The organism is Kitasatospora sp. NPDC096140 (genome assembly GCF_040303045.1).
Lineage (GTDB): Bacteria > Actinomycetota > Actinomycetes > Streptomycetales > Streptomycetaceae > Kitasatospora.
Genome location: NZ_JBEOUW010000019.1, coordinates 19,098 through 40,766, shown reverse-complemented (window position 1 = coordinate 40,766; position 21,669 = coordinate 19,098). Strand labels below are relative to the sequence as shown.

Genomic DNA, 21,669 nt, shown 5'->3' with positions numbered 1-21,669 from the left:
CCAGAGTCGGGACAATTGAGGCTCTTTGGATCATGTTGTCCGATTTATTCTGGACCGTATGGCCGAGCACAAGAGGGTCCCCAGTCGCCGCCGCAAGGTCCTGCGGACGGCTGCCTGTGCGTTCGTCGCGCTCGTCGTCCTCGGCACCGGCGCGGCCGTCTACGCGTACGTGAAGCTCAACGGCAACATCAAGAGCGTCGACATCGACGGCCGCCTCGGCGACGCCCGGCCGCCGGCCGCCACCGACGGGTCCTTCAACGTCCTGGTGCTGGGCTCCGACTCGCGCAGCGGCGAGAACGGCGACCTGGCCGGCGGGGACACCGGCGACACCGCCCGCTCGGACACCGCGATGGTGGTGCACGTCAACCAGGACCACTCGCGCGCGCAGATCGTCTCGATACCGCGCGACACCCTGGTGGCCCGCCCCGACTGCACCGGCGCGAACGGCACGGCCGTGCCCGGCGCCAAGCGCGCGATGTACAACAGCGCCTTCGAGACCGGCGGCGCGGCCTGCGCGGTCAAGACCACCGAGCAGCTCACCGGGCTCCGGATGGACCACTACCTGCAGATCGACTTCGCCGGCTTCGCCCGGGTCGTGGACGCGATAGGCGGGGCCACCGTGACCACCACGGTGGCCATCCACGACAAGGACAGCGGGCTCGACCTGCCGCCCGGGCAGCACCACCTGGACGGTCAGCAGGCGCTCGCCTTCGTCCGCACCCGGCACGGCGTCGGCGACGGCAGCGACCTCGGCCGGATCGAGCTGCAGAAGCAGATGGTGAAGTCGCTGCTCCGGCAGGCCGGCGGGGCGGGACTGTTCACCGACCCGGTCAAGCTGTGGTCGATCGGCGACACCATGACCAGGAGCATCACCACCGACTCCGCGCTCGGCTCGGTGAACGCCCTGGTGGGGCTCTTCCAGGAGCTCAAGGGGATCGGGCCGGACCAGCTCGGCATGGTGACCCTGCCGGTGCAGACCGCTCCCGGCGACCCGAACCGGGTGGTCGAGCTGCAGCCGCAGGCCGACCAGCTCTGGGCGGCCCTCAAGGCCGACCGGGAGTTCCCGCAGGCGGTCGTCTCCGCGCAGCCGGAGAACCCCGCCCAGGCGGCCCCCACGGCCTCCGCGGCCGCGCCGTCGACCCCCGGGCGGGCCGCGGGGAAGGCGACTGCGAAGGCGAGCGCGAAGGCCGGCGCCACGCACTGAGCGGGCCCGGAATATCCCGGAACGCGACCCGGTTTGGGAAGATGCGGCCCGTCCTGGCAGACTGGTCCGTCGGTCCCGGTTCACGTGCGGCACTCCAGCCGCCGACCCGGTGCCCTCCCGAAACCTAGGAGAACCCCTTGAAGCCCAACGTTCACCCCGAGTACGTGGTCACCCGCGTGACCTGCACCTGCGGCGCCGAGTTCACCACCCGCTCGACCGAGACCAGTGGCGAGATCCGCGCCGAGGTCTGCTCGCAGTGCCACCCGTTCTACACCGGCAAGCAGAAGATCCTCGACACCGGTGGCCGCGTGGCCCGCTTCGAGGCCCGCTTCGGCAAGCAGCACAGCGCGAAGGCCTAGCGCTCACTCGGCGCCGGTTCCCGGCGCCCCCGTACTCGTTGTCGGGGGCGTCGGGGGCCGGCGCCGTTCGCGTCCCCCCGCGCGTTCCCCCCTCCCCAACCCGATCCGAGCCCCCGGGAAGAAGGCCACCCCATGTTCGAGGCAGTCGAAGAGCTCCTCGTCGAGCACGCCGACCTCGAAAAGAGGCTGGCCGATCCGTCCGTCCACGCCGACCAGGCCAACGCGCGCAAGCTGGCCAAGCGGTACGCCGAGCTGACCCCGATCACCCGGGTCTACCGGCAGTGGCGACAGACCGGCGAGGACATCGAGGCCGCGCGCGAACTCGCCGCGGAGGACCCGGAGTTCATCTCCGAGGTGAAGGAGTCCGAGGCGCGTCGCGACGAGCTCACCGAGGAACTGCGGCTGCTGCTGGTGCCGCGCGACCCGAGCGACGACAAGGACGTCATCCTGGAGATCAAGGCGGGCGAGGGCGGCGAGGAGTCCGCCCTGTTCGCCGGTGACCTGCTCCGGATGTACCTGCGCTACGCGGAGCGGATCGGCTGGAAGACCGAGATCATCGACTCCAACGAGTCCGACCTCGGCGGCTACAAGGACGTCTCGGTGGCCGTGAAGACCAGGGGCAACACCGAGCCCGGCCAGGGCGTCTGGGCCCGGCTGAAGTACGAGGGCGGCGTGCACCGCGTGCAGCGCGTCCCCGCCACCGAGTCCCAGGGCCGCATCCACACCTCCGCGGCGGGCGTGCTGGTCACCCCCGAGGCGGAGGAGGTCGAGGTCGAGATCGTCGCCAACGACCTGCGGATCGACGTCTACCGCTCCTCCGGCCCCGGCGGCCAGTCGGTCAACACCACCGACTCCGCGGTCCGGATCACCCACCTGCCGACCGGTATCGTGGCGTCCTGCCAGAACGAGAAGAGCCAGCTGCAGAACAAGGAGCAGGCGATGCGCATCCTGCGTTCGCGGCTGCTGGCCGCCGCGCAGGAGGAGGCCGAGCGGGAGGCGTCGGACGCGCGCCGCAGCCAGGTCCGCACGGTGGACCGCTCGGAGCGGATCCGGACGTACAACTACCCCGAGAACCGCATCTCGGACCACCGCACGGGGTTCAAGTCGTACAACCTGGACCAGGTCCTGGACGGCGAGCTGAACGCGGTGATCCAGTCCTGCGTCGACAAGGACGCGGCGGCGAAGCTCGCCGCGGCCCAAGAGAACTGAGACCGGCGCGCCCCAGCCCACGCGCAGTCCGTAGCCGGAGCGCAGAAACAAGAGGTCGTACGGATGAACCTGCTGCTCGCCGAGGTGGCCCAGGCCACCCAGCGGTTGGCCGCGGCCGGCGTGCCGTCGCCGCGCTTCGACGCGGAGGAACTCGCCGCCTACGTCCACCACGTCAAGCGCAGCCAGCTGCACACGGTGAAGGACGCCGACTTCGACGCCCGCTACTGGGAGGCGGTCTCGCGCCGCGAGGCGCGCGAGCCGCTCCAGCACATCACCGGACGGGCGTTCTTCCGCTACCTCGAACTGGAGGTCGGCCCCGGGGTGTTCGTGCCCCGGCCGGAGACCGAGTCGGTTGTCGAGTGGGCCATAGACGCGGTGCGCGACATGGACGTGGCCGAGCCGCTGGTGGTGGACCTCTGCTCCGGCTCCGGCGCGATCGCCCTCGCCCTGGCCCAGGAACTGCCGCGCTCCACCGTGCACGCCTTCGAGCTGGACGAGGGCGCGCTGGAGTACACCCGGCGCAACATCGAGGCCAGCCCCGACCGCGCCCGGGTCACCCTGCACGCCGGGGACGCCACCAGGGCCTTCGAGGACGACCGCTCCTGGGACGGCCGCTTCGACCTGGTGATCTCCAACCCGCCGTACATCCCGCTCACCGAGTGGGAGTACGTCGCGCCGGAGGCCCGCGACCACGACCCGCAGATGTCGCTGTTCTCCGGCGAGGACGGCCTGGACACCATCCGCGGCATCGAGCGGGTCGCCGCGCGGCTGCTGCGCCCGGGCGGCGCGGTGGTCATCGAGCACGCCGACCAGCAGGGCGGCCAGGTGCCGTGGATCTTCAACGAGGAACGCGGCTGGACGGACACCGCCGACCACCGCGACCTGAACAACCGGCCGCGCTTCACGACCGCCCGACGGGCGTCGTTGTGAACAGTCGAACGCAGCACGACCGCCCGCAGGGCGCCGTCGTGACGGCAGCGACGACGGCGACGGCCGCAGTGACCGCCAAGAGCCACTTCGGAAGGGGACCGCACCGATGAGCCGCCGCTACGACTGTGCCGATGCCGGGGACCGCGCCACCGGCCTGCGCGAGGCCGCCTCGGCCGTCCGCCGCGGCGAACTCGTCGTGCTGCCCACCGACACCCTCTACGGGGTCGGCGCGGACGCCTTCTCCCCGGAGGCCGTCGGCGAGCTGATGGCCGCCCGTGGCCGCGGCCGCAACACCCCGTCGCCGGTGCTGGTCGGCTCGCCGACCACCCTGCACGGCCTGGTCACCGACTTCTCCGAGCAGGCCTGGGAACTGGTCGACGCCTTCTGGCCCGGCGGGCTGACCCTGGTCGCCCGGCACCAGCCCTCGCTGCGCTGGGACCTCGGCGAGACCCGCGGCACCGTCGCGGTCCGGATGCCGCTGCACCCGGTCGCCATCGAGCTGCTGAACGCCACCGGCCCGATGGCCGTCTCCAGCGCCAACCTGACCGGCGGATCGTCCCCGCTGACCTGCGACGAGGCGCAGTCGCAGCTCGGCGACGCCGTCTCGGTCTACCTGGACGGCGGGTCGGCCGACCACGCCGCCGCCTCGTCCATCGTCGACGTCACCGGCAAGGTCCCGGTCCTGCTGCGGGCCGGCGCGATCAGCGTCGAGCAGCTGAGGGAGGTCGTCCCCGACCTGGAGGCCGGCAGTTGACGCCCACCGCCTCGCTCCGTTCCGGGCCCGGCATAGCGCCGTACCTGAGCGTGGACCCCAGGCCGCTGGACCACTTCCGGATCCTCTTCGTCTGCACCGGGAACATCTGCCGCTCGCCGATCGCCGAGCGGCTCACCCGGCGTGAGCTGGACACCCGGCTGAGCCCCCGGGTGGCCGGGCGGATCCTGGTCGAGAGCGCCGGCACCTGGGGCCACGTGGGTGCGCCGATGGAGGACCACGCGGCGACCGTGCTCGACGAGTACGGCGCCGACAGCGGCGGCTTCACCGGCCGCGAGCTGCTGGACGAGCACGTGGTCGAGGCCGACCTGGTGCTCACCGCGACCCTGGACCACCGCGCCCAGGTGATCTCGATGGGCCACGAGGCGGGACTGCGCACCTTCACGCTGAAGGAGTTCACCCGCCTGGTGCGGACGATAGACCCGGGCACGCTGCCCGACCCCCGGCGCGGCGCCGACGTCACCGAGCGGGCCCGCGCGCTGGTCCGCGCGGCGGCCGCGCTGCGCGGCTGGCTGCTGGCCGCCACGCCGGAGTCGGACGAGGTCGACGACCCGTACGGCGCACCGATCGGCATGTTCCGCAACTGCGGCGAGGAGATATTCCACGCGGTCGACCCGGTGGTCACCGCGCTGACGGGCGTTCCGGCGCGCAGGTAGGTGTTCTGGCCCGTCCGGCCGCGTTCCGACGGGCCGGGCGGCGGTGGCGGTCCTACGCTGGATCCACCGTCCCCGCAGCGCCCGGGAGCCCCGCCATGACCGTCACCGACGCCCCGACCGGCTCGACCTCGACGAAGGGGCGCCCGTGGGCGTCCGAGGCCCTGTACCGGGCGGATCCGCAGCTGGCCGACCTGCTGGCCGCGGAGGCCGAGCGGCGCGCCGAGACGATCCAGCTGCTGGCGGGGGAGAACCTCACCAGCCCCGCCGTCCTGGCGGCCCTCACCGGCCCGCTGATCGACAAGTACGCCGAGGGCTACCCGGGCCGCCGGCACCACACCGGCTGCGCGCTGGCGGACGCCGCCGAGCTGCTGGCGATCGACCGGGCCCGCGAGCTGTTCGCCGCCCCGCACGCCAACGTCCAGCCCCGGTCGGCGACTTCGGCGATGCTGGCGGCGTACGCGGCGCTGCTGCGGCCCGGCGACGGGGTGCTGGCGATGTCGCTGGAGCACGGCGGCCACCTCAGCTGCGGCTCGCGCGCCAACTTCTCCGGCCGCTGGTTCGCCTTCACCGGCTACGGCGTGCGCGAGACCGACGGGCTGATCGACCTCGACCAGGTGCGCGAACTGGCCCGGTTGCACCGCCCCAAGGCGATCGTGGCGGGCTCGATCTCCCACCCCCGGCACCCGGACTGGGCGGCCTTCCGGGAGATCGCCGACGAGGTGGACGCCTACCTGATCGCCTCCGCCGCGCAGACCACCGGCCTGATCGCGGCCGGGGTGGCGCCCTCCCCGGTGCCGTACGCGGACGTCACCGTGGCGGCCACCCACAAGCTGCTGCGCGGCCCGCGCGGCGGCCTGCTGCTGTGCACCGCGGAGCTGGCCGAGCGGGTCGACCGGGCGGTGTTCCCGTTCAGCCAGGGCGGCGCGGCGATGAACGAGGTGGCGGGCAAGGCGGTCGCCCTCGCGGAGGCGTCGACGCCCGCCTACCGGGCGTACGCGGAGCGGGTGGTGTCCGGGGCGCGGGTGCTGGCCGAGGGGCTCGCAGCGGCCGGAATGCGCCCTCTGACGGGCGGTACCGACACCCACCTGGTGACGGCCGACGTGAGCCCGCTCGGGGTGACCGGCGCGGAGGCCGAGCGGCGCTGCGCGGCCGCCGGACTGCTGCTCGGCAAGTGCGCACTGCCGTTCGACCCGGCGCCGCCCGCCGACGCCTCCGGGATCCGGCTCGGGACGGGCACCGTGACCAGCCAGGGGATGGGTACGGCGGAGCTGTCCGAGATCGCCGGGCTGATCGCACGGGTGCTCGCCGGGGGCGCGGTCGCTCCCACCGCGGCGCGGATCCGCGAGCTCGCGCTGGCGTTCGCCGGCCGGGCCTGACGGCGACCCGTCCAGGGGCATTCCGGATCTCCTACCCGGGAGGGCGAACCGCGATGCGCGTCCCCGGCGTCCGACTCAATAAGGTGTGTGCGTGGCGACGCACCTCGAACCCCGGGAAGGCAGGGGAGTACCTTCGGTACTTCCCCGTTCGACAGTGATGCAGGAGGCCAGTGGTGCGTGAGTATCTGCTGGTGCTGTTCTGCACCGCCGCCGTGACCTACCTGCTGACCGGCCCGGTCCGGAAGTTCGCCATCGCCGCCGGCGCCATGCCGCCGGTGCGCGCCCGCGACGTGCACCGCGAGCCCACGCCGCGGCTCGGCGGCATCGCGATGTTCGGCGGGCTCTGCGCGGGCATCCTGGTCGCCTCGCAGCTCGACAACCTGAGCAAGGTGTTCACCCAGGGCACCGACATCCGCGCGCTGCTGTCCGGCGCCGGGATCATGTGGCTGCTCGGTGTGCTCGACGACAAGTGGGGCGTGGACGCGCTGGTGAAGCTCGGCGGCCAGATGATCGCCGCCGGTGTGATGGTCTGGCAGGGCGTCACGGTGATCACCCTCCCGGTGCCCGGCGTCGGCGCGGTCGCGGTGAGTCCGACCCAGGGCATGGTCATCTCGGTCACCCTGGTCGTCGTCATGGTCAACGCGGTGAACTTCATCGACGGTCTGGACGGCCTGGCCGGCGGCATGGTCTGCATCGCCGCGATGGCGTTCTTCCTGTACAGCTACCGGCTCTGGTACGGCTACGCGATCACCGACGCGGCCCCCGCCGTGCTGTTCAGCGTGCTGCTGATCGGCATGTGCCTGGGCTTCCTGGCGCACAACATGCACCCCGCGCGGATCTTCATGGGCGACTCCGGCTCGATGATGCTGGGCCTGATGCTGGCCGTCGCCGCGATCTCCATCACCGGCCGGGTCGACCCGGACCTGATCAACAACGAGACCGGTTCGCAGACCGCCACCGTGCACGCCCTGGTGCCGATCTACATCCCGCTGCTGCTGCCGCTGACGGTCATCGCGCTGCCGCTGGCGGACCTGCTGCTCGCGGTGGTGCGCCGCACCTGGGCCGGCCAGTCGCCGTTCGCCGCCGACAAGCGCCACCTGCACCACCGGCTGCTGCAGGTCGGGCACTCGCACAGCCGGGCCGTGCTGATCATGTACTTCTGGGCCGCGCTGATCGCCTTCGGCTCGGTGGCCTTCTCGGTGACCAACACCGGTCGCACCGTGGTCCTGACGCTCGCCGGGCTCTGCCTGCTCGGCCTGGTGGTGCTGCTCACCCCGCGGTTCCGGCCGCGCGCCCCGCGGGCGGTGCAGTCCTTCGTCCCGCCCCGCTACCGCCGCCAGTCCTCCGGCCCGATGGCCGAACTGTCCGCGAAGGACAAGCAACTTCTGGGTGAAGCCGGGGTGGACTCCTCCGAGCGCGCCGACCATGGTCCGGCCAGCGGCCGCCGCTGACGGGGGAGTTGGCGTTCCGTCAGATGGCCTCACCCGTACGGCGGATTCGTTGCGCTGTTGGTGTGACAGGTGCCACACAATCATGGTAAAGCTCTCATCAAATAGTTTGTGATACCGTTCACGAGTACCGAGAACACGCCGAAAGACCTGACAGGTGGATGACTTCCGTCCCTGTCGGTCTCCTTCGACGGGCCCGCCGTCCTCGCGGGCGGCCCGGCGGCGATGCCTCGGTCCGGTGTCACCCGCCACCATCTGTGCCCGTCCCCCGCCACATCGACATGCCGCCGGAGCTGCCGACATGCCGTCCACCGACGCCCGGATCCTCCGAGGCGCCGCGATTCCCACTGCGGTCGCCGGGATCATCGCCATGGCGATCTCGTTCGCTGTCGCCGGCGGGAAGGGCCTGCTCGGCGCCCTGTTCGGCGCACTGCTCGTGATGGCCTTCTTCAGCTTCGGCCAGGTCGCGCTCGACCGGCTGACCAGGTCGAACCCGCACATCCTGATGGCCGCCGGACTGCTGGTGTACACCACCCAGATCCTGCTGGTCGGCATCGTGCTCGCGATCTTCAAGAACACCGAGCTGTTCAACCGGCAGGCCTTCGCCTTCACCCTGCTGGGCTGCGCCCTGATCTGGACGGGCTTCCAGGTGCGCGGCGCTCTCAAGGCCAAGACCTTCTACGTCGACACCGACGCCTCGGAAAAGAAGGGCGACAAGCCCTCGGACTCGGGACGTCAACAGTGACGAGGCCCAACTGTCCCTCCAACGAGGGGGGCGGTGTTTATGCCGCACTGACGGCCTGCTATCGTCCGTCGCAACAACGGAGTTCGGGAAGAGGCCTGGTCTGTCCGCAGAGCGGACCGATCGCCCCCCGGACCCGCGCAGTCTTCGATGATCCCGCAGTCGCGCAGAGCGCCGTCGCGCGGGGTCGGCGAGAAACCCATCAAGTTCCAGTGCCGCTCCGTGGCCCAAGGCCACGCCGACACACCGAGGGTGCCGTATCCATGCGTCACGACGAAGGAGTCCGTGGTGAGTGCTGAACTCACGTCGTACCTCGCCTCAGGCAGTTGCCACTTCGGGGACGCTGGCTGTGGCTTCCCGGCTCCGGGTCTGAACGAATTCGACTTCAAGCCGATCTTCACCATCGGCAGCTTCTACTTCAACAAGCCGATGCTGCTGTCGATGGTCGTCGCAGTGCTGGTGGTCGTCTTCTTCTGGGCCTCGTTCGCCAAGCCGCGCCTGGTGCCGGGCAAGCTGCAGCTGGTCGGTGAGATCGGCTACGACTTCGTCAAGCGCTCCATCGTGCTGGAGACGATCGGCAAGAAGGGCGAGAAGTACGTCCCGATGCTGGTCTCGATGTTCTTCTTCATCTGGTTGATGAACATCATGTCGGTCATCCCGTTCGCGCAGTTCCCCGTGACGGCGGCGATCGCGTTCCCGGCCGGCCTCGCGGCGGTCGTGTGGGTCACCTACATGACGCTGACCTTCAAGAAGCACGGCTTCGTCGGCGGTCTGAAGAACCTCTGCTGGCCGTCGGGCATCCCCGGCTGGGTCATGTTCATCCTGGTGCCGATCGAGTTCTTCTCGAACATCTTCGTGCGCCCCTTCACGCTCGCGGTCCGAGCCTTCGCGAACATGTTCGCCGGCCACCTGCTGATCGTGATGTTCTCCGTCGCCTCCTGGTACCTGCTCAGCCCGACCCTGGGCGCGCTGTACGGCTCGGCCTCGTTCGTCGTCGCCGTCGGCCTGACCGCCTTCGAGCTGCTGGTCCAGTTCCTGCAGGCCTACATCTTCGTGATGCTGGCCAGCAGCTACATCGCCGGTGCCCTGGAAGAGGCGCACTGAGCCCGAGGCCCTGGCCTCCCGTGAACCACCCCCCGGAACGCCCGGTGGCCAATCACCACCGGTTCACCACCCCTGCAAAGGACAATCGCAATGAGCATGCTCGCTGAGGGCGTCGTCGGTTCCATCGCCTCCGTCGGTTACGGCCTCGCGGCCATCGGCCCCGGCATCGGCGTTGGTCTGATCTTCGGCAACGGCGTTCAGGCCATGGCCCGTCAGCCCGAGGCTGCCGGTCTGATCCGTTCCAACATGTTCATCGGCTTCGCGCTGACCGAGGCGCTCGCCCTGATCGGCATCGTCATGCCGTTCGTCTTCGGCACCGGCAAGTAATTTCGCCGTAGCCCCTTTCTGAGGAAGGTCCAGATATGAGCATCGCGGCCACGCTCGCGGCCGAGGAGCAGATGAATCCGCTCCTCCCCAACTGGCCCGAGATCGTTATCGGCCTGCTCTGCTTCTTCATCGTCTTCGGTCTCCTCGGCAAGAAGCTCCTCCCCAGCATCGAGAAGGTGCTGTCGGAGCGCCGGGACGCCATCGAGGGCGGCATGGAGCGCGCCGAGGCCGCTCAGGCCGAGGCCCAGGCCGTGCTTGAGCAGTACCGTGCCGAGCTTGCCGAGGCGCGCCACGAGGCCGCCCGCATCGTCGAGCAGGCTCGCGAGCAGGGCGCCGCCCAGCTCGCCGAGATGCGCGAGGAGGGCCAGCGCCAGCGCGAGGCCATCGTCGCGGCCGGTCACGCCCAGATCGAGGCCGACAAGAAGCAGGCGACTGCCGCCCTGCGCCAGGACGTGGGCTCGCTGGCCACCCAGCTGGCGTCCCGCATCGTGGGCGAGTCCCTTGAGGACCACGCCCGGCAGAGCGGTGTCATCGACCGCTTCCTGGACGAGCTGGAGGCCAAGGCCGCCGTTGCTCAGGGTGCGGCCAAGTGATCGGCGCCAGCCGCGAGGCTCTCGCCGCCGGCCGGCAGAACCTGGAGAGCCTGACCGACTCCACCTCGGTGGACGCGGCCAAGCTCGCCGAGGAGCTCACCGCCGTCACGGCCGTGCTGGACCGTGAGGTCTCGCTGCGCCGTGTCCTGACCGACCCGTCCCGGTCGGGCCAGGACAAGGCCCAGCTGGTCACCTCGCTGCTGACCGGCCAGGTCTCCGGCGAGGCCGTCGACCTGGTCTCCGGTCTGGTCCGCTCCCGCTGGTCGGGCTCGCGCGACCTGGTGGACGCGACCGAGGAACTCGCCGCGTACGCCGAGATCATCGCCGCGGACAAGGCCGGCGTCCTGGACGACGTCGAGGACGAGCTGTTCCGCTTCGGCCGGGTGGTGAGCGGCTCGCACGAGCTGCGCGCCGCGCTGACCGAGCCGAAGGCCGGCGCCGTCGCCAAGGCCGAGCTGATCAAGAAGCTGCTGGGCGGCCGCGCCAACGCCGGCACCGTCCGGCTGGTCACCGCCCTCGTGAACGCGCCGCGTGGCCGTAGCCTGGAGCAGGGCCTTGAGTCCTACTCGAAGCTCGCCGCCGCTCGCCGCGGCCGCGTGGTGGCCCTGGTCACCACCGCGGTGCCGCTGTCGGACACCCAGAAGGAGCGCCTGTCCGGTGCTCTGGGCCGGATGTACGGCCGCCAGGTCCACCTGAACATCGACGTCGACCCCGAGGTCGTCGGCGGTGTCCGGGTGCAGATCGGCGACGAGATCATCAACGGCACCGTGTCGAGCCGCCTTGAGGGCGCTCGCCAGTCGCTCGAAGGCTGAGCACCGAAGCAGCACATCCGACCCTCGGTCGGGAAACCGGCTCCCCAAGGAGCCGGCAAATCGTACGGCCGGTTCGAAAGACCCGGCCGAGAGTCGAATACTTGCGGCCCTCAATGGCGGGCCGAGGATCGCAAACTAGGAGAGCAGGGAAGCCTGATGGCGGAGCTTACGATCCGTCCGGAGGAGATCCGGGACGCGCTGGCCGACTTTGTCCAGTCGTACCAGCCGGACGCCGCTTCTGTGGAAGAGGTCGGCACGGTCACTGACGCGGCGGACGGCATCGCGCATGTCGAGGGCCTGCCCTCGGTCATGGCGAACGAGCTGCTGAAGTTCGAGGACGGCACCCTCGGCCTCGCGCTGAACCTCGACACCCGCGAGATCGGTGTCGTCGTCCTCGGTGAGTTCGGCGGCATCGAAGAGGGCCAGACCGTGCGCCGCACCGGCGAGGTCCTCTCGGTTCCGGTCGGCGACGGCTACCTCGGCCGCGTCGTGGACCCGCTGGGCAACCCGATCGACGGTCTCGGCGACATCGCGGCCACCGGCCGTCGCGCCCTGGAGCTGCAGGCCCCCGGCGTCATGGCCCGCAAGTCGGTCAAGCAGCCGCTGCAGACCGGCATCAAGGCCATCGACGCGATGACCCCGATCGGCCGCGGCCAGCGTCAGCTGATCATCGGCGACCGCCAGACCGGCAAGACCGCGGTGGCCGTCGACACGATCATCAACCAGCGTGACAACTGGCGCTCGGGCGACCCGGAGAAGCAGGTCCGCTGCATCTACGTCGCCGTGGGCCAGAAGGGCTCCACCATCGCGTCCGTCCGCGGCGCCCTGGAGGAGGCCGGCGCGCTGGAGTACACCACCATCGTGGCTGCTCCCGCCTCCGACCCGGCCGGCTTCAAGTACCTCGCCCCGTACACCGGTTCGGCCATCGGCCAGGAGTGGATGTACGACGGCAAGCACGTCCTGATCATCTTCGACGACCTGTCGAAGCAGGCCGAGGCCTACCGCTCCGTCTCCCTGCTGCTGCGCCGCCCGCCGGGCCGCGAGGCCTACCCGGGTGACGTCTTCTACCTGCACTCCCGCCTGCTGGAGCGCTGCGCCAAGCTGAACGACGCCCTGGGCGGCGGCTCGATGACCGGTCTGCCGATCATCGAGACCAAGGCCAACGACGTCTCGGCGTACATCCCGACCAACGTCATCTCCATCACCGACGGCCAGTGCTTCCTGGAGTCCGACCTGTTCAACGCCGGCATCCGCCCGGCCGTGAACGTCGGTATCTCGGTCTCCCGCGTCGGTGGCTCCGCCCAGATCAAGGCCATGCGCTCGGTCGCCGGCCGTCTGCGCCTGGACCTCGCCCAGTACCGCGAGCTGGAGGCCTTCGCCGCCTTCGGTTCCGACCTGGACGCGGCCTCCAAGGCCCAGCTGGAGCGCGGTGCGCGCATGGTCGAGCTGCTGAAGCAGGGCCAGTACCAGCCGTTCCCGGTCGAGGAGCAGGTCGTCTCCATCTGGGCCGGCACCACCGGCAAGATGGACGACGTCCCGGTCGCCGAGGTCCGTCGCTTCGAGCGCGAGTTCCTGGACCACGTCCGCCTGCAGCACAAGGACCTGCTGGCCGGCATCGTCGAGACCGGTCTGCTGGCCGACGGCACCGTCGACGCGCTCACCACCGCGATCGAGGCCTTCAAGCAGGGTTACCAGACCGCTGACGGCAAGCTGCTCTCCGAGCAGGCCTGAGTCCGGTAGCGAGGGAAAGGACGTAACGACCCATGGGAGCACAGCTTCGGGTCTACAAGCGCCGGATCCGCTCTGTCACCGCGACGAAGAAGATCACCAAGGCGATGGAGATGATCTCCGCGTCGCGCATCGTCAAGGCGCAGCGCGCGGTGGCCGCCTCCACTCCGTACGCCGATGAGCTCACCCGGGCGGTGACGGCGGTGGCCACCCGGTCCAACGCCAAGCACCCGCTCACCACCGAGAACCCGAACGCCTCGCGTGCCGCCGTCCTGCTGATCACGGCGGACCGCGGCCTGGCGGGCGGTTACTCGACCAACGCCATCAAGGCCGCCCAGACGCTCACCGAGCGCCTGCGGTCCGAGGGCAAGGACGTGGTGACGTACATCATCGGTCGCAAGGGTGTCTCGTACTACACGTTCCGCAATCTCACGATCGCGGACTCGTGGACGGGATTCTCGGACAAGCCGACCTACGGTGACGCGAAGACCGTGGCAGCCGACCTGATCGAGGCCTTCACGGCCGAGACCGGCGGCGTGGACGAGCTCCACCTGATCTCGACCGAGTTCGTGTCGATGCTGACGCAGAACGCGGTGGAGGCCCGGCTGCTGCCGCTGAAGCTGGACGAGGTCCAGCTCAGCGACCAGTCGCCGGCCAAGTCGGAGATCTTCCCGCTCTACGACTTCGAGCCGTCGGCGGAGGGCGTCCTGGACGCGCTGCTGCCGCGGTACGTCGAGAGCCGGATCTACAACGCGCTGCTGCAGTCGGCCGCTTCCGAGCACGCCGCCCGCCGCCGTGCGATGAAGAGCGCGACGGACAACGCCGGCGAGCTCATCAAGTCGCTCACGCGGCTTGCCAACTCGGCCCGTCAGGCCGAGATCACCCAGGAAATCAGCGAGATCGTCGGTGGCGCCAACGCGCTCGCTGACGCGAGCCGCGGGAGCGAATGAGTATGACCACCACTGTTGAGCCGACCACGGCGACGGGCCGCGTCGCGCGGGTCATCGGCCCGGTCGTCGACGTGGAGTTCCCCGTCGACGCGATTCCGGACATGTACAACGCCCTGCACGTCGAGGTGGACAACCCCGACGGCACGGGCAAGAAGACCCTGACCCTTGAGGTCGCCCAGCACCTCGGCGACGGCATGGTCCGCGGCATCTCGATGCAGCCGACCGACGGCCTGGTCCGCGGTTCGCAGGTCACCGACACCGGTGCCGCGATCTCCGTGCCGGTCGGCCAGATCACCAAGGGCAAGGTGTTCAACGCCCTCGGTGACGTGCTGAACGTCGACCAGGCGGAGTTCGACTCCCAGGTCGAGGTCCGGTGGCCGATCCACCGCAAGGCCCCCGAGTTCAAGGACCTTGAGTCCAAGACCGAGATGTTCGAGACCGGCATCAAGGTCATCGACCTGCTCACCCCGTACGTCCAGGGTGGCAAGATCGGTCTGTTCGGTGGTGCCGGTGTCGGCAAGACCGTTCTGATCCAGGAGATGATCTACCGCGTCGCCGAGAACTTCGGTGGTGTGTCGGTGTTCGCCGGCGTCGGCGAGCGCACCCGTGAGGGCAACGACCTCATCGACGAGATGGTCGACTCGGGCGTTCTGGACAAGACCGCGCTGGTCTTCGGCCAGATGGACGAGCCGCCGGGCACCCGTCTGCGCGTCGCGCTGTCCGCGCTGACCATGGCGGAGTACTTCCGTGACGTCGAGAAGCAGGACGTGCTCCTCTTCATCGACAACATCTTCCGGTTCACCCAGGCCGGTTCCGAGGTGTCGACCCTGCTCGGCCGCATGCCCTCCGCGGTGGGTTACCAGCCGAACCTGGCCGACGAGATGGGCCTCCTGCAGGAGCGCATCACCTCGACCCGCGGTCACTCGATCACCTCGATGCAGGCGATCTACGTCCCCGCGGACGACCTGACCGACCCGGCCCCGGCCACCACCTTCGCCCACCTGGACGCGACCACCGTTCTGTCGCGCCCGATCTCGGAGAAGGGCATCTACCCGGCCGTCGACCCGCTGGACTCCACGTCCCGCATCCTCGACCCGCGGTACATCGCGCAGACCCACTACGACACGGCCATCCGTATCAAGGGGATCCTGCAGAAGTACAAGGACCTCCAGGACATCATCGCGATCCTCGGCATCGACGAGCTGTCCGAAGAGGACAAGATCACGGTGCACCGTGCCCGTCGCATCGAGCGCTTCCTCTCGCAGAACACCTACGTGGCGAAGCAGTTCACCGGCGTCGAGGGTTCGACCGTGCCGCTGTCGGAGACCATCGAGGCCTTCAACTCGATCGCCGACGGTAAGTACGACTCCGTCCCGGAGCAGGCCTTCTTCATGTGCGGTGGCATCGAGGACCTGGAGAAGAACGCCGCCGAGCTGGCGAAGAAGTAATCGCGGCCGGTAGCAGCTGAGTGACCGTGAGGGGTGGCCCCCGAGCCTGGGGACCACCCCTCGCGTCGCATCGGCTGTGATTCCGGTCAAATCCGTGCCGCCGGTTTCATGCCGAGGGTGCGGGGCCGTTATTCTTACCGAAACTCCCGAGTAATCGGGCGTTGCATGAGCCTAGGAGCCCACGTTGGCTGAGCTGCACGTCGAGCTGGTCGCAGCCGACCGCAAGGTGTGGTCCGGTGCGGCCACCATCGTCGTCGCCCGTACGGCCTCCGGTGACACCGGCATCATGCCGGGCCACACCCCGGTGCTGAGCGTGCTGGAGACCGGTCCGGTCACCATCCGCACGGTGGACGGCGGCACCGTGATCGCCGCGGTGCACGGCGGCTTCATCTCCTTCGCCGACAACAAGCTGTCTCTGCTCGCGGAGATCGCCGAGCTGGCGGACGAGATCGACGTCGCGCGTGCCGAGCGCGCACTGGAGAAGGCCAAGTCGGGCCTGGACGAGCACGCCGAGCGGCGCGCCGAGGTCCGTCTGTTCGCGGCGCGCGGCCTCAAGGCCCACGCCTGAGTGCGCCGGACCCCGGCTTAGCGGGGTCGACCGACGGTCCCGGGGACGCGTGAGCGTGACCCCGGGACTGTCGTCGTAGTTGGTAGGTCAGCGCGGTCGCTTGATACGACCGCTACGGGGAACGCGGGTAGCGAGGAGGTAGGTGAGCATGGTCCTCGCGCTTGTGGTGTGTGCGGCGGTCGTGGCCCTGGGTGTGATCGGCCTGGTGGCCTTCGCCGTCCGCCGCCGGCTGATCCAGCGGGTAGGCGGAACGTTCGACTGCAGTTACCGGCTTAAAATGCCCGCCGACGCCTCGACGCAGCCCGACCTCGACGAGAACGGGAAGCCCACCTCCGCCCCGGTCCCCCCGACCGACGGCAAGGGGTGGGTTTTTGGTATCGGCCGGTACAGCGGCGACTCGATCGAGTGGTTCCGGGTCTTCTCGTACGCCCCGCGGCCGCGCAAGGTGCTGCCGCGCCGGGAGATCGAGGTCCTCGGCCGGCGCTACCCGGAGGGCCAGGAGGAGCTGGCTCTGCTCTCCGGCTCGGTGGTGCTGCGCTGCCTGCACAGCGGGGAGCCGCTGGAGCTGGCGATGAGCGAGGACGCGCTGACCGGCTTCCTGGCCTGGCTGGAGGCGGCCCCGCCCGGGCAGAGGGTCAACGTCGCGTAGCGACGAGACCCTCGGGGTGGGGGCGCCCCCGGCCGGAGGCTGGGGGAGGTCAACGTCGCGTAGCGACGAGACCCTCGGGTCGGGGCGTGCGATGTCCTTGCGGGGTTAACGCCGCCTAACGTCGCGGGCTAGGGTGGCCGCATGGTCAATCTGACGCGCATCTACACCCGTACCGGCGACGACGGCACCACCGCGCTCGGCGACATGAGCCGGACCACCAAGACCGACCCGCGGCTGATCGCCTACGCGGACGCCAACGAGGCGAACGCGGCGATCGGGGTGGCCCTGGCGGTCGGGGCGCTCTCGGAGGACGTCGCGGCGGTGCTGGTGCGGGTCCAGAACGACCTCTTCGACGTCGGCGCCGACCTGTCCACCCCGGTGGTGGAGGACCCGAAGTACCCGCCGCTGCGGGTGCTGCAGTCCTACGTCGACCGCCTGGAGCAGGACTGCGACCACTACCTGGAGCAGGTCGAGAAGCTGCGCAGCTTCATCCTGCCCGGCGGCACGCCCGGCGCGGCCCACCTGCACCTGGCCTGCACGGTGGTGCGGCGGGCCGAGCGCTCGACCTGGGCGGCGATCGCGGAGCACGGGGACACCGTCAACCCGCTGACCGCGAAGTACCTCAACCGGCTGTCCGACCTGCTGTTCATCCTGGCCCGGGTCGCCAACAAGGAGCGCGGCGACGTGCTCTGGGTGCCGGGCGAGAACCGCTAGCCGCGCGCGCTAGCGCGACGACTCCGCCGGGGCCTTCTCCGGCTCCACCACGCGGCCGTTCTCGACCAGGACGCCGGCCGGCGCCTCCTTGGGCCACAGCGAGTAGCAGCCGGCCACGACCACGTTGACCACGGCCGCGATGCCCAGCTTGAGGTACCACTGCAGGAACGTGCCGTAGTGGGCGGAGCCCGCGGAGAGCGGGACGAGCAGGGTGATCAGGCCGAGGGTGATCGCGGCGGAGACGACGGTGCGGCCGGCGATCTGCCACTCGTGCCTGGTCCGCTCGGGGCCGTACTTCGGCGAGGGCAGCGGCTTGGGGCCGCCGGCGAAACGGTGCTGGAAGCGCCGGTCGGCCCAGCGGACCAGCGAGGGGCCGTAGCCGACCGAGAACCCGGCGTAGCTCGCGGCGAGCGCGTGCGTCCAGCTCGCCTCGGCGCCGCCGCGCAGGTCGAGCACGGTGAGCGCGTACAGCGCGAGGTCGACGGCCGGGAGGCCGAGCAGCAGGACGGTGCTGGTGCGGCGCCACCGCAGCAGGTAGCGGGTGGAGAGGGCCAGGCCGAGGACGATCCACCAGGAGATCTCGGCCGCGACGATGAGGGTGACGATCACGTTCTGCTCCCGGACGTTCGGCGGTGTGTCCAGCCTCGTGCGCGGGTGCGCCCGTGTCGTCGTCGTGCGGTGCCGTCCCGGTCTGCATCTTTCGATGTAGCGGGCTCCTCCGTGGACCGGAGCCGGACGGTCCGCCGGGGATGGTGGGATGGGGGCGTGCCCGTTCCCGTCCCGTCTCTCTCCCCGCGCCGGCAGGACCAGCTGATCGCCCTCTGCGGGCTGCTCGGCGGCGCCGTGCTGATCGTCTTCCGGGTGTACGACAACGCCGACCACGTGCAGCTGTGGGCGGTGGTGCTGCCGATGCTGGTGATGTCCGGGCTGGAGCTGTGCCGGCGCACCAGGCCGGTGCTCGCGGTGTCGCTCGGCGGGTTGGCCTTCGCGGCCAGCCTGTTCACCGGCAGCCTGCTGGCGACCCTGATCATGTACACCGATCTGCTGTACGCCGCGGTGATCTACGGCAACCGCCGGATGTCGCGGGTGCTGCACCTGACCGGCGGCTCGACCGTGCTGGTGCTCTCCAGCCTGGCCTGGTACGCCGCCGGCACCCCGTCCGGGCTGCTGGTCGCGGTGATCAGCTCGCTGGTCTTCCTGGCGCCGGTGTGGACCGGCGACGTGGTGCGCAAGCACCGGCAGGAGGCGGAGGCCGAGCGGCTGCGGGCCGAACAGACCGCGCTGCTCTCGGAGATGGACCGGCGCGAGGCCGTCGGCGCGGAACGGGCCCGGATGGCACGGGAGTTGCACGACGTGGTGGCCAACCACCTGTCGGCGATCGCGATCCACGCCACCGGCGCGCAGTCCGTCGCCAAGCGCCGGAGCCTGCCCGCGGACGACCCGCTGGTGGAGGTGCTGGCGGTGATCCGGGAGAACAGCGTCCAGGGATTGGCCGAAATGCGTCGCATGATCGGACTGCTCCGGGACAGCGGCGGGGGAGAGGTCGACGAGTCGTACGCGGCGCCCGACCTCGCCGCGGTGGACGCCCTGCTGGCCAAGGCCCGGGCGGCCGGCCAGGACGTCGGGCTGGAGTTCGAGCTGGCCGAGCACGGCGAGCGCGGGGAGGTGCCGGTGCCGGTCGGGCTGGCCGCGTACCGGATCGTCCAGGAGTCGCTGACCAACGCGCTGAAGCACGCCGGGCCCGGACTGGTGCGGCTGCGGCTGGAGTTCGGGCCGCAGGACCTGCGGATCGCGGTCGACAGCCCGTACCGCGGCGAGCCGGGCCGCGAACTGCCCGGCGCCCGGGCCGGACTGGTGGGCATGGCGGAACGGGTCGGGCTGCTCGGCGGCAGCTTCGAGGCCGGCCCGAAGGACGGGTACTGGAGCGTGCGCGCGGTACTGCCGCACACGCAGGGGAGCGAGGGGCGGGCATGACGATCCGGGTGCTGGTGGCCGAGGACCAGGCGGCGGTGCGGGCGGCGCTGGTGATGATCCTGCGGGCCGAGCCGGAGTTCGAGGTGGTCGGGCAGGCCGCCGACGGCGAGGAGGCCGTCCGGCTGGCGCTGGAGCTGCGGCCCGACGTGGTGCTGATGGACGTGCAGATGCCCCGGCTGGACGGCGTCTCGGCGACCCGCGAGGTGGTCGCCGCCGGGGCCGGCCAGGTGCTCGTGCTGACCACCTTCGACCTGGACGAGTACGTCTACGGCGCGCTGCGGGCGGGCGCGGCCGGGTTCCTGCTCAAGGACCTGGAGGCGGACACCCTGATCGAGGGCATCCGGACGGTGGCCCGCGGGGACGGCATGCTGGCGCCCTCGGTGACGAGGCGGCTGATCGGCGCCTTCGCCCGTCCGGATCGGCCGGTCGGGCCCGAGGCCCGGGAGGCGGTGTCCGGGCTGACCGTCCGTGAGCGGGAGGTGCTGGCCTGCATCGGGGCCGGGCTGTCCAACGGGGAGATCGCGACCCGGCTGGCGATGGCGGAGGCGACCACCAAGACGCACGTGAGCCGGATCCTGGCGAAGCTGCGCCTGCGCAACCGGGTGCAGGCGGCGATCCTGGCCCAGGACCTCGGCCTGACCATCTGACCGTCCGACCATCCGGCCGCCGGAGCTTCCGGGCGCCCGGGCGCCCGGCCGACGGGCTCCGACCGGTCACCCGGGCGGCTGACCAGGTCGGTTGCAGATCACACTCCCGATTGCTACTGCGTGGGGGATTCGGGCACTAGAGTCCGCGTGAGCGAGCGGAGCGAGTGAACGAACGAAGCAGCGAGCTCCGCGCAAGCGACTGCCGAGCGCAGGCGAGGCAGGAAGATCGAGCGATGCGGCTCCACGGCGGTCACCCCTGCCCTGAGCCGCCTTCAGGGCCCGCCCGCGGGGCGGCGACGGCATCGGAGACCAAGCCATGAGCAATGCGTCCAGCAAGCAGATCGCCGTGATCGGTGCCGGCCTGATGGGCGCCGGCATCGCCCAGGTGTCCGCGCAGGCCGGCCACCCGGTGGTGCTGCGGGACGTCACCGAGGAGGCGCTGCAGCGCGGACTCGCGGGCATCCGCGCCTCGTACGAGAAGTTCGTCGCCAAGGGCCGGCTGAGCGCCGAGGCCGCCGAGGCCGCGCTGGGCCGGATCACCACCACCACCGACCTGGGCGCCGTCGCCGAGGCCGACATCGTGGTCGAGGCCGTGTTCGAGCAGCTGGACGTCAAGGAGGCCGTCTTCCGCGAGCTGGACAAGCTCGCCAAGGACGGTGCCGTGCTGGCCTCCAACACCTCCGCCATCCCGATCACCCGGATCGCGGCCACCACCCAGCGCCCGGAGTCGGTCGTCGGCGTCCACTTCTTCTCGCCGGTCCCGATGATGAAGCTGGTCGAGCTGGTCCGCGGCTACAAGACCAGCGACGAGACGCTGGCCACCGCCCGCGCCTACGCCGAGGGCGTCGGCAAGGAGGTCGTGGTGGTCAACCGCGACGTGGCCGGCTTCGTCACCACCCGCCTGATCACCGCGCTGGTCGTCGAGGCCGCCAAGCTGTACGAGTCGGGCGTCGCCACCGCCGAGGACATCGACACCGCCTGCCGCCTCGGCTTCGGCCACGCGATGGGCCCGCTGCAGACCGCCGACCTGACCGGCGTGGACATCCTGCTGCACGCCGCCCACAACATCTACACCGAGACCAAGGACGAGAAGTTCGCCGCCCCGGAGATCATGGCCCGCATGGTCACCGCCGGTGACCTGGGCCGCAAGAGCGGCCGCGGCTTCTACCCGTACGAAGGCAAGTGAGCCGACGGGGCTGAACGACCCGGCGGGCCGTGCGATCGGAGCGTCGCGCGGCCCGCTCCGCCGGGTCGGGTGAGTTTCCTCACGCCGGGTGCCGCAGACGGGTGATTTGGGCGGTAATCGAGCGTAGGTGTGGAGACTTCCTGCGTATATTCCCTCGGACGAGTGAAGTTGCTTCAGATCCGGCCGGAACCAGCAACCTGCGGAGCAGGTTCGCCGTCAGATGGGGGAACCCGGCCTTCCGACCGGATCCGGGCGTGGGGCCGCGGCCCGCCC

The 21,669-nt window shown here is 70.6% G+C and carries 23 protein-coding genes; 22 read left to right on the top strand and 1 reads right to left on the bottom strand.

Features of this window, described 5'->3' with window-relative positions; genetic code table 11:
* Window positions 1–58 precede the first annotated feature (58 nt).
* The 19 genes from ABT048_RS20910 to ABT048_RS20820 all read left to right on the top strand — a co-directional run bounded on the left by ABT048_RS20910 (window position 59) and on the right by ABT048_RS20820 (window position 17,589).
* Window positions 59–1,204: an LCP family protein gene (locus ABT048_RS20910; protein WP_350522927.1), complete on the top strand. Its 1,146-nt coding sequence runs from the start codon at window positions 59–61 to the stop codon at window positions 1,202–1,204.
* Between the two features lie 137 nt (window positions 1,205–1,341).
* Window positions 1,342–1,563, top strand: a complete 222-nt coding sequence (rpmE, locus tag ABT048_RS20905) for a 50S ribosomal protein L31 (RefSeq protein WP_030057539.1) — start codon at window positions 1,342–1,344, stop codon at window positions 1,561–1,563.
* Window positions 1,564–1,695: 132 nt separating this feature from the next.
* Window positions 1,696–2,772: a peptide chain release factor 1 gene (prfA, locus tag ABT048_RS20900; RefSeq protein WP_350522926.1), complete on the top strand. Its 1,077-nt coding sequence runs from the start codon at window positions 1,696–1,698 to the stop codon at window positions 2,770–2,772.
* A gap of 63 nt (window positions 2,773–2,835) precedes the next feature.
* Window positions 2,836–3,702 carry a peptide chain release factor N(5)-glutamine methyltransferase gene (gene prmC / locus ABT048_RS20895; protein ID WP_350522925.1) on the top strand — a complete coding sequence of 289 codons (867 nt, stop codon included), beginning with the start codon at window positions 2,836–2,838 and terminating at the stop codon, window positions 3,700–3,702.
* 106 nt (window positions 3,703–3,808) lie between these two features.
* The gene (locus tag ABT048_RS20890) at window positions 3,809–4,456 is read left to right on the top strand and encodes an L-threonylcarbamoyladenylate synthase (RefSeq protein ID WP_350522924.1); all 648 of its coding nucleotides are present in this window, start codon (window positions 3,809–3,811) and stop codon (window positions 4,454–4,456) included.
* 32 nt (window positions 4,457–4,488) lie between these two features.
* Entirely contained in the window at window positions 4,489–5,130 is a 642-nt protein-coding gene (locus ABT048_RS20885) for an arsenate reductase/protein-tyrosine-phosphatase family protein (protein WP_350523030.1), read from the top strand.
* A gap of 95 nt (window positions 5,131–5,225) precedes the next feature.
* Window positions 5,226–6,506, top strand: coding sequence for a serine hydroxymethyltransferase (gene glyA / locus ABT048_RS20880; protein ID WP_350522923.1), 1,281 nt, complete (start codon window positions 5,226–5,228; stop codon window positions 6,504–6,506).
* Window positions 6,507–6,679: 173 nt separating this feature from the next.
* Window positions 6,680–7,957 (top strand): MraY family glycosyltransferase, encoded by a 1,278-nt coding sequence (locus ABT048_RS20875; protein ID WP_350522922.1) that lies wholly within the window; start codon window positions 6,680–6,682, stop codon window positions 7,955–7,957.
* Window positions 7,958–8,255: 298 nt separating this feature from the next.
* Window positions 8,256–8,699: a Cg1360 family ATP-synthase-associated protein gene (locus ABT048_RS20870; RefSeq protein ID WP_350522921.1), complete on the top strand. Its 444-nt coding sequence runs from the start codon at window positions 8,256–8,258 to the stop codon at window positions 8,697–8,699.
* Window positions 8,700–8,984: 285 nt separating this feature from the next.
* A complete protein-coding gene (gene atpB, locus ABT048_RS20865; protein ID WP_350522920.1) occupies window positions 8,985–9,800 on the top strand; it encodes a F0F1 ATP synthase subunit A in 816 nt (271 codons plus the stop codon).
* 90 nt (window positions 9,801–9,890) lie between these two features.
* Window positions 9,891–10,127, top strand: coding sequence for an ATP synthase F0 subunit C (gene atpE / locus ABT048_RS20860; RefSeq protein ID WP_030235786.1), 237 nt, complete (start codon window positions 9,891–9,893; stop codon window positions 10,125–10,127).
* A gap of 35 nt (window positions 10,128–10,162) precedes the next feature.
* Window positions 10,163–10,720 carry a F0F1 ATP synthase subunit B gene (locus ABT048_RS20855; protein WP_350522919.1) on the top strand — a complete coding sequence of 186 codons (558 nt, stop codon included), beginning with the start codon at window positions 10,163–10,165 and terminating at the stop codon, window positions 10,718–10,720.
* The gene (locus ABT048_RS20850; protein ID WP_350522918.1) at window positions 10,717–11,532 is read left to right on the top strand and encodes a F0F1 ATP synthase subunit delta; all 816 of its coding nucleotides are present in this window, start codon (window positions 10,717–10,719) and stop codon (window positions 11,530–11,532) included. Before ABT048_RS20855 ends, ABT048_RS20850 begins: the two co-directional genes overlap by 4 nt.
* 156 nt (window positions 11,533–11,688) lie before the next feature.
* On the top strand, window positions 11,689–13,263 hold the full coding sequence (atpA, locus tag ABT048_RS20845) for a F0F1 ATP synthase subunit alpha (protein ID WP_350522917.1): 1,575 nt from the start codon (window positions 11,689–11,691) through the stop codon (window positions 13,261–13,263).
* 32 nt (window positions 13,264–13,295) lie between these two features.
* Window positions 13,296–14,210 (top strand): F0F1 ATP synthase subunit gamma, encoded by a 915-nt coding sequence (locus ABT048_RS20840; RefSeq protein WP_350522916.1) that lies wholly within the window; start codon window positions 13,296–13,298, stop codon window positions 14,208–14,210.
* 2 nt (window positions 14,211–14,212) lie between these two features.
* Window positions 14,213–15,658, top strand: a complete 1,446-nt coding sequence (gene atpD / locus ABT048_RS20835; protein WP_350522915.1) for a F0F1 ATP synthase subunit beta — start codon at window positions 14,213–14,215, stop codon at window positions 15,656–15,658.
* A 184-nt stretch (window positions 15,659–15,842) separates the two neighbouring features.
* Complete coding sequence (locus ABT048_RS20830) at window positions 15,843–16,226, top strand: F0F1 ATP synthase subunit epsilon (protein ID WP_030235805.1); 384 nt, start codon at window positions 15,843–15,845, stop codon at window positions 16,224–16,226.
* A gap of 148 nt (window positions 16,227–16,374) precedes the next feature.
* The gene (locus ABT048_RS20825; RefSeq protein WP_350522914.1) at window positions 16,375–16,875 is read left to right on the top strand and encodes a DUF2550 domain-containing protein; all 501 of its coding nucleotides are present in this window, start codon (window positions 16,375–16,377) and stop codon (window positions 16,873–16,875) included.
* Window positions 16,876–17,016: 141 nt separating this feature from the next.
* Window positions 17,017–17,589: a cob(I)yrinic acid a,c-diamide adenosyltransferase gene (locus ABT048_RS20820; RefSeq protein ID WP_350522913.1), complete on the top strand. Its 573-nt coding sequence runs from the start codon at window positions 17,017–17,019 to the stop codon at window positions 17,587–17,589.
* Between the two features lie 9 nt (window positions 17,590–17,598).
* On the opposite strand, the gene ABT048_RS20815 is transcribed toward ABT048_RS20820, so the two are convergent.
* Window positions 17,599–18,198 carry a hypothetical protein gene (locus tag ABT048_RS20815; RefSeq protein ID WP_350522912.1) on the bottom strand — a complete coding sequence of 200 codons (600 nt, stop codon included), beginning with the start codon at window positions 18,196–18,198 and terminating at the stop codon, window positions 17,599–17,601.
* 156 nt (window positions 18,199–18,354) lie between these two features.
* Here ABT048_RS20815 and ABT048_RS20810 point away from each other — a divergent pair, with 156 nt between their 5' ends.
* The 3 genes from ABT048_RS20810 to ABT048_RS20800 all read left to right on the top strand — a co-directional run bounded on the left by ABT048_RS20810 (window position 18,355) and on the right by ABT048_RS20800 (window position 21,396).
* Window positions 18,355–19,563: a sensor histidine kinase gene (locus ABT048_RS20810; RefSeq protein WP_350522911.1), complete on the top strand. Its 1,209-nt coding sequence runs from the start codon at window positions 18,355–18,357 to the stop codon at window positions 19,561–19,563.
* Window positions 19,560–20,210, top strand: coding sequence for a response regulator (locus tag ABT048_RS20805; protein ID WP_350522910.1), 651 nt, complete (start codon window positions 19,560–19,562; stop codon window positions 20,208–20,210). The genes ABT048_RS20810 and ABT048_RS20805 overlap by 4 nt, the downstream gene beginning before the upstream one ends.
* A gap of 316 nt (window positions 20,211–20,526) precedes the next feature.
* Window positions 20,527–21,396 carry a 3-hydroxyacyl-CoA dehydrogenase family protein gene (locus tag ABT048_RS20800; RefSeq protein WP_350522909.1) on the top strand — a complete coding sequence of 290 codons (870 nt, stop codon included), beginning with the start codon at window positions 20,527–20,529 and terminating at the stop codon, window positions 21,394–21,396.
* Window positions 21,397–21,669: the final 273 nt, after the last annotated feature.

What these genes read in the sequence shown, in the direction of transcription:
- ABT048_RS20910 (WP_350522927.1), top strand. Translation starts at nt 59, where the DNA reads ATGGCCGAGCACAAGAGGGTCCCCAGTCGCCGCCGCAAGGTCCTGCGG.
- prfA (WP_350522926.1), top strand. Translation starts at nt 1,696, where the DNA reads ATGTTCGAGGCAGTCGAAGAGCTCCTCGTCGAGCACGCCGACCTCGAA.
- prmC (WP_350522925.1), top strand. Translation starts at nt 2,836, where the DNA reads ATGAACCTGCTGCTCGCCGAGGTGGCCCAGGCCACCCAGCGGTTGGCC.
- ABT048_RS20890 (WP_350522924.1), top strand. Translation starts at nt 3,809, where the DNA reads ATGAGCCGCCGCTACGACTGTGCCGATGCCGGGGACCGCGCCACCGGC.
- glyA (WP_350522923.1), top strand. Translation starts at nt 5,226, where the DNA reads ATGACCGTCACCGACGCCCCGACCGGCTCGACCTCGACGAAGGGGCGC.
- ABT048_RS20870 (WP_350522921.1), top strand. Translation starts at nt 8,256, where the DNA reads ATGCCGTCCACCGACGCCCGGATCCTCCGAGGCGCCGCGATTCCCACT.
- atpE (WP_030235786.1), top strand. Translation starts at nt 9,891, where the DNA reads ATGAGCATGCTCGCTGAGGGCGTCGTCGGTTCCATCGCCTCCGTCGGT.
- ABT048_RS20855 (WP_350522919.1), top strand. Translation starts at nt 10,163, where the DNA reads ATGAGCATCGCGGCCACGCTCGCGGCCGAGGAGCAGATGAATCCGCTC.
- atpA (WP_350522917.1), top strand. Translation starts at nt 11,689, where the DNA reads ATGGCGGAGCTTACGATCCGTCCGGAGGAGATCCGGGACGCGCTGGCC.
- ABT048_RS20840 (WP_350522916.1), top strand. Translation starts at nt 13,296, where the DNA reads ATGGGAGCACAGCTTCGGGTCTACAAGCGCCGGATCCGCTCTGTCACC.
- atpD (WP_350522915.1), top strand. Translation starts at nt 14,213, where the DNA reads ATGACCACCACTGTTGAGCCGACCACGGCGACGGGCCGCGTCGCGCGG.
- ABT048_RS20825 (WP_350522914.1), top strand. Translation starts at nt 16,375, where the DNA reads ATGGTCCTCGCGCTTGTGGTGTGTGCGGCGGTCGTGGCCCTGGGTGTG.
- ABT048_RS20820 (WP_350522913.1), top strand. Translation starts at nt 17,017, where the DNA reads ATGGTCAATCTGACGCGCATCTACACCCGTACCGGCGACGACGGCACC.
- ABT048_RS20805 (WP_350522910.1), top strand. Translation starts at nt 19,560, where the DNA reads ATGACGATCCGGGTGCTGGTGGCCGAGGACCAGGCGGCGGTGCGGGCG.
- ABT048_RS20800 (WP_350522909.1), top strand. Translation starts at nt 20,527, where the DNA reads ATGAGCAATGCGTCCAGCAAGCAGATCGCCGTGATCGGTGCCGGCCTG.